This is a genomic window from Acetobacterium tundrae, from assembly GCF_008086615.1.
Taxonomy (GTDB): domain Bacteria; phylum Bacillota; class Clostridia; order Eubacteriales; family Eubacteriaceae; genus Acetobacterium; species Acetobacterium tundrae.
In genome coordinates this window covers 94,810-106,366 of record NZ_RXYB01000012.1, presented here as the reverse complement: position 1 = coordinate 106,366, position 11,557 = coordinate 94,810, and the positions used below count along the sequence as shown (strand labels likewise).

At 41.3% G+C, this 11,557-nt stretch carries 7 protein-coding genes; 4 read left to right on the top strand and 3 right to left on the bottom strand.

Annotated elements, in window-relative coordinates:
* Positions 1-171: 171 nt before the first annotated feature.
* Together FZC40_RS10855 and leuS are read right to left on the bottom strand one after the other, a co-directional pair.
* A complete protein-coding gene (locus FZC40_RS10855) occupies positions 172-636 on the bottom strand; it encodes a ribonuclease H family protein (RefSeq protein WP_148604222.1) in 465 nt (154 codons plus the stop codon).
* A gap of 8 nt (positions 637-644) precedes the next feature.
* On the bottom strand, positions 645-3,056 hold the full coding sequence (gene leuS, locus FZC40_RS10850) for a leucine--tRNA ligase (protein WP_148604220.1): 2,412 nt from the start codon (positions 3,054-3,056) through the stop codon (positions 645-647).
* 242 nt (positions 3,057-3,298) lie between these two features.
* On the opposite strand from leuS, the gene FZC40_RS10845 reads away from it, so the two are divergent.
* From FZC40_RS10845 to FZC40_RS10835, 3 genes are all read left to right on the top strand, one after another.
* Entirely contained in the window at positions 3,299-4,417 is a 1,119-nt protein-coding gene (locus tag FZC40_RS10845; protein ID WP_148604218.1) for an alanine racemase, read from the top strand.
* Between the two features lie 39 nt (positions 4,418-4,456).
* Positions 4,457-5,575, top strand: a complete 1,119-nt coding sequence (locus FZC40_RS10840) for an Ldh family oxidoreductase (RefSeq protein WP_148604216.1) — start codon at positions 4,457-4,459, stop codon at positions 5,573-5,575.
* Between the two features lie 498 nt (positions 5,576-6,073).
* Positions 6,074-6,403 carry a FlxA-like family protein gene (locus FZC40_RS10835; RefSeq protein WP_148604214.1) on the top strand — a complete coding sequence of 110 codons (330 nt, stop codon included), beginning with the start codon at positions 6,074-6,076 and terminating at the stop codon, positions 6,401-6,403.
* 88 nt (positions 6,404-6,491) lie between these two features.
* Here the strand turns inward: FZC40_RS10835 and FZC40_RS10830 are convergent, their stop codons facing one another.
* Positions 6,492-8,486 carry an oxidoreductase gene (locus FZC40_RS10830; protein WP_148604212.1) on the bottom strand — a complete coding sequence of 665 codons (1,995 nt, stop codon included), beginning with the start codon at positions 8,484-8,486 and terminating at the stop codon, positions 6,492-6,494.
* Between the two features lie 421 nt (positions 8,487-8,907).
* Here FZC40_RS10830 and FZC40_RS10825 point away from each other — a divergent pair, with 421 nt between their 5' ends.
* Positions 8,908-11,259: an ATP-dependent DNA helicase gene (locus FZC40_RS10825; protein ID WP_148604210.1), complete on the top strand. Its 2,352-nt coding sequence runs from the start codon at positions 8,908-8,910 to the stop codon at positions 11,257-11,259.
* Positions 11,260-11,557 lie beyond the last annotated feature (298 nt).

Sequence of the window (11,557 nt, the reverse complement as noted above, 5' to 3'; positions counted from 1 at the left end):
GGTTAACATAAGGTTTGCCTCCATTTGTTTTCTAATTTTATGATAAACCATGAACCTTGGAATAAGCTTTTTTGATTTCAAAAAACTAAAAAAGGCCAGGTTTCCCTGACCTTTGTCTTCAGTCTGAGCTGATTTCATTAATGAAATCAGCTTTTTTATTGATCGTAATCTTTATTTTGATAGAATATATTCATCCATTGCTTGATTCACAAGCAAATCAGCCTGATTGTTGTAAGGATTCGTTGCATGGCCTTTGACCTTGTGAAAGGTAACCTTGTTGGCATTAACCAGTTCATCGAGTTCCATCCAGAGTTCTTTGTTTTTCAGTTCTCCAGCTTTTCCTCTTGTCCAGTTTTTATTCTTCCAGCCGCCAATCCAGTTTTGCAGATAGGCATTGACAACATAGGCCGAATCACTGAAAACATGGACTTCACAGGGTTCTTTCAACATCTTAAGCCCTTCGATGACTGCTAACAGCTCCATTTTATTATTGGTAGTATTTTCATAAGCACGCTTGAATTCTTTTTTAATATTCTTGTCCGGATACATGAGCACTCCACCAATAGCGCCCATGTTTTCCCCTTCTTTTCCATTACCGCGGCAACCGCCATCAGTATATAAATGAATGATTTTCATAATTTTTCCTATTTCACAACAATATTAAAAATCTTTCCTGGTACGTAAATCTCTTTAACAATGTTTTTTCCCTGGGTATAGGCCAGGATATTTTCCTGGTTAAGGGCAATTTCTCTGGCAGTTTCCGTATCAGCATCTACCGGCAAAGTGATCGTGCCTCTGACTTTCCCATTAATCTGTACTGCCATTTCGATGACGTTGTCCACTGTTTTTGACTCGTCATACTGCGGCCATGCGGCCTCATCTAAGGTTCCGCCCATTTTCATATTTTGCCATATTTCCGACGTGATATGGGGGGCAACCGGATAAAGAAGCAATATAAAGGTTTTTAAGCCCGCTTTCGTAATGATGCCTTCTTTGTTAAAATCATTCAGCAAGGTCATTAAAGCGGCAATGGCAGTATTGTATTTCATTTCCTCATAGTCATTATTGACTTTTTTTATTGTTTTATGAATGGCTGTCTCTAAAACTTTACCGTAGCCTTCTTCTTCTGAAACCATGTCCTGAAGTTTCCAGACGCGATCAAGAAAACGTCGACAGCCTTTTGCACCATTATCAGACCATGGCGCCGATTTTTCATAGTCACCGATAAATAAAATGTAAGTTCTCAGAGTGTCTGCTCCAAAAGCGTCGATAATCTCATTAGGATTTACCACATTCCCTTTAGATTTAGACATTTTATCGCCGTCATTTCCCAAAATCAAACCCTGAGCTGTTCTTTTGGCATAAGGTTCTCTTGTCGGAACACAACCAATATCGTAGAGGAATTGGTGCCAGAAACGCGAATAAAGCAAATGTCGTGTAACATGCTCCATCCCGCCGTTATACCAGTCTACCGGAAGCCAGTATTTCATTTTTTCTTCGGATGCAAACGCTTCGTCATTTTCATTGTCAAAGTATCTTAAAAAGTACCAGCTGGAACCAGCCCATTGAGGCATGGTATCGGTTTCCCGCTCCGCCGGTCCGCCGCAAACAGGGCAGGTCGTTTCATACCATTCCGGAATATTTGCCAGTGGTGATTTTCCGTTATCTGTCGGCTCATAGCTCTCCACTATTGGCAATTCCAATGGCAGTTCATTTTCAGGCACCGGCACCATTCCGCATTTTGGACAATGAATAATCGGAATCGGTTCGCCCCAATAACGTTGTCTATTGAAAGCCCAATCCTTCATTTTATAATTAATGGTCTTTTTACCAAGGTTCTCTTTTTCAAGGTATTCAATCGTTTTTTTAATAGCATCTTTGACTTCTAAACAATTTAAAAATCCGGAGTTCACCATCTCTCCCGAATCGGTATTAGTATAGGCCGCTTCAGTAACGTCGCCCCCTTTGATAACCTCGATGATTGGCAAATCAAATTTCTTTGCAAATTCCCAGTCCCGGTTGTCATGTCCCGGTACCGCCATAATGGCACCGGTTCCGTAACCCATCATGACATAGTCCGCAAGAAAAATGGGGATTTCTGTATGCGTAACCGGATTAATCGCCTGAACGCCCTGAATCCTTACCCCGGTTTTGTCTTTGGCTAATTGCACCCGTTCAAACTCAGTTTTCCGTTTTGCTTTATCCTGATAATCAACCAGTTCATTCATATTGGTTATTTCTTCAGCCAGTTCCTGAATCAGCGGATGCTCTGGAGCGATGACCATAAAAGTTGCCCCAAACAAAGTATCCGGTCGCGTTGTGAATACCCGAAGGACCTTATCATGTCCGGCAATAGCAAACTCCACTTCCGCGCCAACTGATTTTCCAATCCAGTTTTCCTGTTCTAAACGAATTCGCGGTAAATAATCAACCTCGTCCAGGCCGTCAAGGAGTCTTTCTGCATAGTTTCTAATTTTAAGAAACCACACATCTTTTTCCATTTGAACCACTTCACTGCCGCATCGATCACATTTTCCATCTCTGAAATCTTCATTGGCAAGAACAACCTTGCAACCATTACAAAAATTAACATAGGTGCGATCTCTGAATGCTAAACCATGTTTGAATAATTGTAGGAATATCCATTGCGTCCATTTATAATATTTAGGATCCGTGGTATCAATTTCCTTACTCCAGTCAAAAGAATAACCAATCCGTTTTAACTGATCGGTAAAAACTGCGATGTTTTCATCGGTTACTTCTCTTGGATGTCTTCCGGTTTTGATTGCATAGTTTTCCGTCGGCAATCCAAACGCATCCCAGCCAATTGGGAAAAGAACATTAAAACCCTCTAAACGGCGTTTTCTGGCAATAACCTCAAGCGAGGTATAGGCTCGGACGTGACCGACATGCAGCCCAACCCCCGATGGATATGGGAATTCAACCAACCCGTAAAATTTTTCTTTTTTTGAATTGTCTTCGGTACGAAAGGTATCATTCGCTTCCCAATACTTTTGCCAATATTCCTCTATCTTTTTATGATCATATGCTGACATATTTCCTCCATTTGCTCGCTTTAGACTACTAAATTTATTCAAAACAAAAAAATCCGTACCCAATAAGGACGAACTTTATTTTGTCTCCTAACGATCTTCATCACTAATTATAAAGAAGGGGGCCAAAACTGTCAATGATTTGTGGCTTATTTATCATATAGATTCTTTATGAAATGTTTTTTTATGAAATAGCCTATTATTTATGGTATACTATACCCCAGAAAACTGCAAAGGAGCCTTTCATGTATCCCCTTTTAAAAATAAACAAACAAAAGATTATTGAAAATACCAAAGCCATTGCCGACCGTGCAAAAAAACAGGGAGTCACGATTACTGCCGTTACCAAATGTGTTGGCGGTAATGTGGAAATAGCCCAAGCTTTTTTGGATGGCGGTGCCACCGCCATTGGTGATTCACGGATAAAGAATTTAAAAGAACTGGCGACATTACCCTGTGAAAAATGGCTCATCCGCATTCCCCTGCCCAGTGAGATCAATCAAACTGTTGCATATTCCAATCTGTCCCTAAACAGCGAAATTAAAACCATTCGCCTTTTAAATGACGCTGCAAAAGCTCAAGGAAGAACCCATGGAATTTTATACATGTTCGATCTTGGCGACCTCCGGGAAGGCCTTTTCATCGGAGACGGTCACCCGACAAGCCCTGAAATTGAAAAACTGATCGCTGAATCTTTCACGACGCTCGATCAGACACTTCAGGAAATTTTGTCCATGAAGCACATCAAACTCCGGGGGATTGCCACCAACGCCACCTGTGTCGGAGCAACCATTCCTACGCCAGATACGTTTAAGGCTTTTTTTGAAGTAAAACAGCTACTGAAAGAACAATACAAACTCCCCTGTGAAATCATTTCCGGCGGAAATTCCAGTGCCTATTATCTTATTGAAAGTAAAACCATTCCCAATGAAATTAATAATCTCCGTTGTGGAGACGTTATTCTCTTTGGGCGAGAATCCGCTTATTATAAGTGCTATGATTACCTTCATCAGGATGCGTTTGTTCTGGATGTTGAGATCATCGAGCTTCAGGATAAACCCACCTACCCCATCGGAGAAATCGGCAGAAATGCCTTTGGAGAAATTCCAGATTTTAAAGACCGGGGAATCCGGCGCCGGGCGGTTTGCGGACTGGGGCGACAGGACACCGATCCTGATCACCTATTCCCCCTATTAGCGGGTTTAACTATCGAAGGTTCCAGCTCCGATCATCTGATCATCGATGTAACGGATGCGGAAACTTCCTATGATGTCGGCGATATCATCAGTCTTCGATGTGACTACGTTGGAGCGCTTCATGCCGCGACCTCATCATATGTTGATAAAATTGTGATCAGCCATTAAATTTGAAATAGAAAATTAATTACAAGAGGAGAATCATTAATGAAAAACGAAGCCCCCTACACTGTTCCCTTTGACACCATGGAAGCTTTCATGGCAGATGCCCTTAAAGGCGTTGGTGTTCCTGAAGAAGATGCAAAAGTCTGTGCCGACATCCTAATCAATGCCGATAAACGAGGCATTGATTCCCACGGAATTGGGCGATTAAAGCCCATTTACTATGACCGTATCAAAAAAGGCATTCAGCACCCAGTGACAGAATTTGAAATCGTCAAAGAGACCTTCACCACGGCTGTTATTGACGGGCACGACGGCATGGGCCATGTCATCGCCAAGCGAGCCATGCAGATGGCCATCGATAAAGCCAAAGTCTACGGCATGGGTATGACGGTCGTCAGAAATTCAACACATTACGGATTTGCCGGCTATTATCCTTTAATGGCCATTGAAAACAATATGATCGGGATAACCGGAACCAACGCCCGACCATCCATCGCCCCAACATTTGGGGTTGAAAATATGCTCGGCACCAATCCGATTACCTTTGGGATGCCAAGTGATGAACCTTTCCCATTCGTCATCGACTGCGCCACATCCGTTTCCCAACGCGGTAAAATCGAAGTTTATGATCGAGAAAACAAAGAGCTTCCCGAAGGATGGGTTATCGACCGCCAGGGAAACAGCCGTACGGATACCAAACAGATCTTAATCGATTTGGTTAAAGGTGAAGCTGCCTTGACTCCCCTTGGCGGAATCGGCGAAGACACTGGCGGATACAAGGGCTACGGCTATGCAACCGTCGTCGAAATTTTATCGGCGGCACTGCAGGGCGGATCCTTCCTTAAAGGTCTTTTAGGCTTTGATCCTAACGGAAATGCTCAGCCTTACCATTTGGGTCATTTCTTCATTGCCATCAACATCGACAATTTCATCGAACCGGATGCTTTTAAAAAAACCACCGGTGACATTTTGAGAGACCTTCGCAGTTCCGATAAAATGCCGGGTCAGGATCGAATTTACACCGCCGGCGAAAAAGAATACGACAAATGGCTGGAACGAAAAGATACCGGCGTTCCTATCAATGACGCTTTGATCAAAGATATTCTGGCTATTAAAGCCGAACTTGGTTTGAACCAATACTCATTCCCTTTTGAAAAATAATAATCACTCTAAAAAAGATTTTGCGAAATAGCGCCAAGCTATCAAGCAAAATCTTTTTTTATCGCGATTATTTCTTAAAGTGTATATCTACGAAAATGATTATGAATCATTTATTAAACACTAAAATTATTTAAAACATTGCTGATGAATGAGCTGGATGTTTCCCCCAATGCCTCAATTCAAAGGATGTACAATCAGTTTCATGATCTTGCCCAAAACGCGATCAACAACAAAACAGCCTTCTTTTGATCTGACTTTGCGATGTCTCCGTTTTATTCTTCCACATAAACAGCACATAGCTAATCGGCCTGAACCTTGAAAAACAATATCATTAAAACAACAGATGCCCTTCACACAATCGACACATTTCATGAAACAGTTTGTGATAAAGTTAAGTAAACAAATGTTGAAGATTTTCATTTAGTTCAATGGTTTTAAATCAGTGAAAAGAGTCATTGATTTATTATATTTATTCTATTTTGAAAGGAGTCACTACTAATGAATATTTCATCTGTTTCATCCACAGCCAGCAGCAACAGCACGACTACTTCCACACAAGCATCGGTTAAAAATCTTGAGAGTCAGGTTAAAAATCTCCAGGAACAAATCACAACAATCAACTCCGGAGATGGCGATGCTAAAACGAAACAAACCCAAGTTCAATTGATTCAATCTCAGATTCAACAATTACAGGCTCAGATTCAGCAAATTCAACAACAAGCTACTGAAAAACAGGTTACTCAAACAACTGACCAACAAACCACTGCTCAACAAGCCACGGCCACTCAAAATATTCCCAGCACAAATGTTTTAGACACTTTTGCTTAAGGTAATCTAAGATCATTCTCCGGAATGATCTTGCCGAAAAGCAAAGAAGCCTGCCAACTATCATGGCAGACTTCTTTGCTTTTTCTAATTAAATTGTGCGGGCCACTTCAAAGGCGTCCCAAATTGCTCCTCTGATATTTCTTACATTCTGACTGTCTCCAAGGATATAGATTTGAGAATAATCATTCTTCAGTTCGCTATACAGTAAACTGCTTGATTTGCTGCCGACAGCAACAATGATGTGGTGGGCAGTAATGCTTCTATCCTGGCCATCTGCTGTAATGACCGCACCGGTCGGGGTCACTTCTGTGAGTTGAGCATTTGTCACAATATCAACCTTGTAGAAAGCAAGCAGATCCCGAAGCATCCCCTCATTTGGTGGTGCCATTGGTACTCCGGATTTCAGAATATCAGCCGACGCTTCTACAATTATAATCTTATGGCGATGTTTGGCAAGATGAAGTGCCACTTCGCAGCCGACCAGACCACCGCCGATCACGATGCATTTTGGTCCGACATACGTTTTCCCAGTCAGCACATCGATGGCATTAGTAACATTTTCGCCGTCGATGCCCGGCAGTTTTAATTCAATTGATTTCGAACCTTCAGCAGTATATATTATATCCGGTTTGAGGGCATCGATTTTTGCCTTAGTTGCCATCGTACCCAGTTTGACATCAACCTTGAGTTCATTCAGCTGAATCTCATACCAGGTTATCAGTGCTCGAACGTCTTCTTTAAAAACCGGTATACCCCCAAACTTAAGATTGCCGCCAAGACGATCTGCTGTTTCAAACAGTGTGACCTGATAACCGCGTATTGCACTTACTCTGGCAGCTTCCAGGCCGGCCGGACCGCCGCCAACAACGACAATCTTTTTACGCTCTTTTGCCGATTCAATATTGACAATCAATTCACGGTTGCATTCAGGATTAACTGAGCAGGAACCACGCCCGCCCATTAATTTTCTTTCAATGCAGCCATCATGACAGCCGAGGCATGGTCTGATGTCCTTGATATCGCCATTTTTCAATTTATTTGGATAATCGGGATCGGCCAGTACCGGCCTTCCCAATCCAACGGCATCAAGCTTACCATCTGCAAGAGCTTCTGCTGCAATGTCGGGATCATCCATTCTTCCGGCCGCCAGCACTGGTACCCTGACAACTTTTTTAAGCTGCTCGGTCAGAGGTAAATACAGACCTTTCTCAAAATACATTGGCGGATGTGTCCAATACCCTGAATCACAGATGCCAGCATCCACATCGAACCCATCGTATCCTGCTTCTTCCAGAATTTTAGCTGCTTCCAGTGCTTCACCAATATCGCGTCCCAATTCTTTAAAGTCCTCTTCCGGCAAAGCGCTGTGAAATAATGCTTTGATATAACTCTTGATGCTGAAGCGCAAGATAACCGGAAAATCCTGACCACAGGATTTTTTTATCGCTTGGACAATTTCTGTTGCAAAGTGGAGCCTTCCACGTAAATCTCCGCCGTATTTATCCGTTCTTTGATTTATACGCATCATTGTGACGTCATCAAATAATTTGCCTTCATGAACTTCTATCCCATCAAAGCCACAGGCCTGAACGATTTTAGCCGCTTCGACAAATCCGGCGACAATTTGTTCGACTTCGTCAGCTTTCAATTCCCGGCAGGATTTACTCTGATCCCTTTGATTTTTAATTGCTGCCAGTGTAGCGGAATCCGTTTCGTCGATCCAATGAGGTACCACTGAGTGACTAAAATCGGCAGTTAGTTGCACAAATATTTTACAGCCGAATGCATGAATTCGATCGGTCATTTCGATTGCTGCATTTTTATAAACATCCGGGTCAGTAGTCGGAGATGGAAAAATGTGGTTTTCATGTTTTTCAATGTTGTCTGCTACCCAGTTGGCACCAGTGATAATAAGTCCGATACCGCCTTTTGCCCTGGTAACGTAATACTCGACGGCGTCGTTTGTATAAGCACCGTGTTCATTGATGACTGGAATTGTCATTGAGGTCATAAAGAATTTATTCTTAATCTCAAGATTGTTAATCATAAACGGCTCAAACAAAGCCTGATACTTCTTATCCATAGGTTTCTCCTTTATATTTTTGCATGTTTTTATCAGTAAACCAGTTTTTCTTTTCACTTTTTTTGAAACTTAAAAAATAGTTGATGCAGTTCGCCCTGGTAGTGAATCATAAATTCTTTGATGCCGTTGATGGCAATGCTTTCTAATATAATTTGGTTTCATGTATTACCCTAAAATTTTCGATCACTCATTTTTGTTAATTTTATCAATTTAATGGTTTAATTACAAGTTATGTTAGCAGATTTTTATAAAGAACCATTAAACCGGGTTTATCAATTGACCTAAAATCCATTTAATCCTATTCTAAAATTAACTTTGTCATTATTACTTTAAGGCTATGAAATAATATCCAAGGCCGATACTTTAATGGTAGAATAGCATAAAGTTCTATAAAAAAATATACTATTCTAAAGGTAATAAAATGACTAAACAACCCGAAATAAAACTGTCTGTTCGAAACCTGGTCGAATTCATTTTGCGTTCAGGCAATATTGATTCGCAATTCATGAGCAATTCAAGGGCATTGGAAGGAACCAGAGCTCATCAGAAAATTCAAAAAGACAATAAGAACAAAGGATACGAGCCAGAAGTGTCTCTAAAATATACAGTGGACTACCAGGGCTTTACATTTAAGATTGAAGGCCGTGCCGACGGCATTATCACCAAGGATGATTTGCTGATCGTCGACGAAATAAAATCGACGAATTGGCCCCTGGAATATCTCGAAGAAAATTACAATGAAACCCATTGGGCACAAGCAAAATGCTATGCCTTTATTTATTCTGTGCAAAATAATATTGAACAGATTGGTGCGCAGCTCACCTATTACCAGCTGGAAAGCGAGGAAATCAAACAATTTTTGGAAGTTTTCTCGCAAAATGAATTAACCGAATTCTTTTATAAGCTCATCGATCAATATCTCATCTGGGCAAGTCTAACCAGCGATTGGGTGATAAAAAGAGATGACTCCATCAAGGCGCTGGATTTTCCTTTTGAAGACTATCGGAAAGGTCAACGGAAGCTGGCTGTTTCGGTATACCGCACTATTTCTGAACACAAGAAAATATTTGTACAGGCTCCGACCGGCATCGGCAAAACCATTTCAACCTTGTTTCCGGCCATAAAAGCCGTCGCCGAAGGTCATACCTCCAAACTGTTTTACCTGACAGCCAAAACCATTGTCCGGGAAGTGGCTGAAGAAGCTTTTTCTAAAATGAAAGAGAAAGGCCTCGAATTCAAGACCGTCACCCTGACTGCCAAGGATAAACTCTGTTTTCAGACGGAAACAATTTGCGATCCCGATCATTGTGAATTTGCCAAAGGCCACTTTGACCGTGTCAATAACGCCCTTCTTGATTGTTTGCAGCAGGAAAATCATTTCACCCGTCCGGTTATTGAAAACTATGCAAGAAAGCATCAAATCTGTCCGTTTGAATTTTCCCTGGATTTAACACTCTGGTCGGATTGTGTGATCTGCGATTATAATTATGTATTTGATCCGAGAGTCTATCTCAAACGTTTTTTTATGGATAATGGTGGTGACTATACCTTTCTCATCGATGAAGCCCACAATTTAGTGGATCGGGCACGATCCATGTTTTCGGCAGAACTCTATAAAAAGCCCATTCTTAAGCTGAAAAGAATCTTTCAAGATAAAGAACCAGGGATTGCCAAGTCTCTGGATAAATTAAATGCCTACATGATCACCATGCGAAAATTAGCGGATACTGATCATCACTACCTCCAAAAGGATGAACCCAAAGAGGTCTATCCGCTCATCATGCGGTTCATCAGCGAATCCGAAGAATGGCTGGCAAAGAATGAAGGCCGGGAAGGCCATGAACAACTGCTTGAACTGTACTTCACTGCCTTGACCTTTATGCGGACAGCCGAGTTCTACGACGAACGGTACATCACTTATGTAGAAAATAGCTACGGAGATACCAGGATTAAATTATTCTGTCTCGATCCATCCTACCTGCTGAGCGAAGCAATTAAGCGCGGCAAGTCAGCGGTATTCTTTTCTGCCACCTTGTCACCCATTGACTATTTTTCAGAAATTCTGGGTGGCAGAGAGGATTGTTATAAAATCATCCTGCCCTCACCTTTTGCTGTAAACAACCGAGCGCTGCTAATCGCCGATCATATTTCGACAAAATACCGGAACCGGGAGGAATCCTATTTTGCCATTGCCGAATGCATAAAAACGGTCTATGATCAAAAATTCGGCAACTATATTGCTTATTTCCCATCCTATCAATACATGAACGACGTTTATGACGCGTTTAGCGAAAAATATCCGGATATTTATACCATCAAACAATTAACTGAAATGAATGAAAAAGAACGGGAACATTTTCTAAGCTTATTTAAGTCCGATGCCCGAGATGGAGTTTTAGGCTTCTGTGTACTGGGCGGCATCTTTTCTGAAGGGGTGGACTTGAAACATGAAGAATTGGTCGGGGCAATGATCGTGGGTGTCGGTCTGCCGCAAATTTGTTTTGAACGAAATATCATTCGAGACTATTTTAATGAAAAGAACCAGCGCGGATTTGAATACTCCTATCAGTATCCGGGAATGAATAAAGTTTTACAGGCAGCCGGAAGAGTCATCCGGACAGAAACAGACAAAGGCATCATCCTGCTCATTGATGATCGATTTAGTAATCAGAGCTATCAGCAGTTATTTCCCATGGAATGGTTTCCCCATACCAGAGTCGTTAATTCCAAAGAGCTGAGAAGTGTTTTAAAGGAGTTTTGGGAAAATAGCTGAAAGCACAGTCCAGTATCAACCGAAGCACACGTATCTATTGACTTCAATTATCCACTATTCTTGAATGATTTAATTTTTAGTACCTTCTTCCAATTAACTATAGTTAAATAAGAAATTCTGTTATTTAATGCCTGCATAAAGCAGTAATAGATGGGTATAAACCAAACATTATGAGAAATGGCAACGAAGATAAAGAAACACTCTATTTTCTTCAGTCTGGCTGTATTTTTTGCTTCTTGTTCAGACTACTTGTGAAAGCAAAAAAAATATTCCCATGATATATAATTTTCTAATCTTT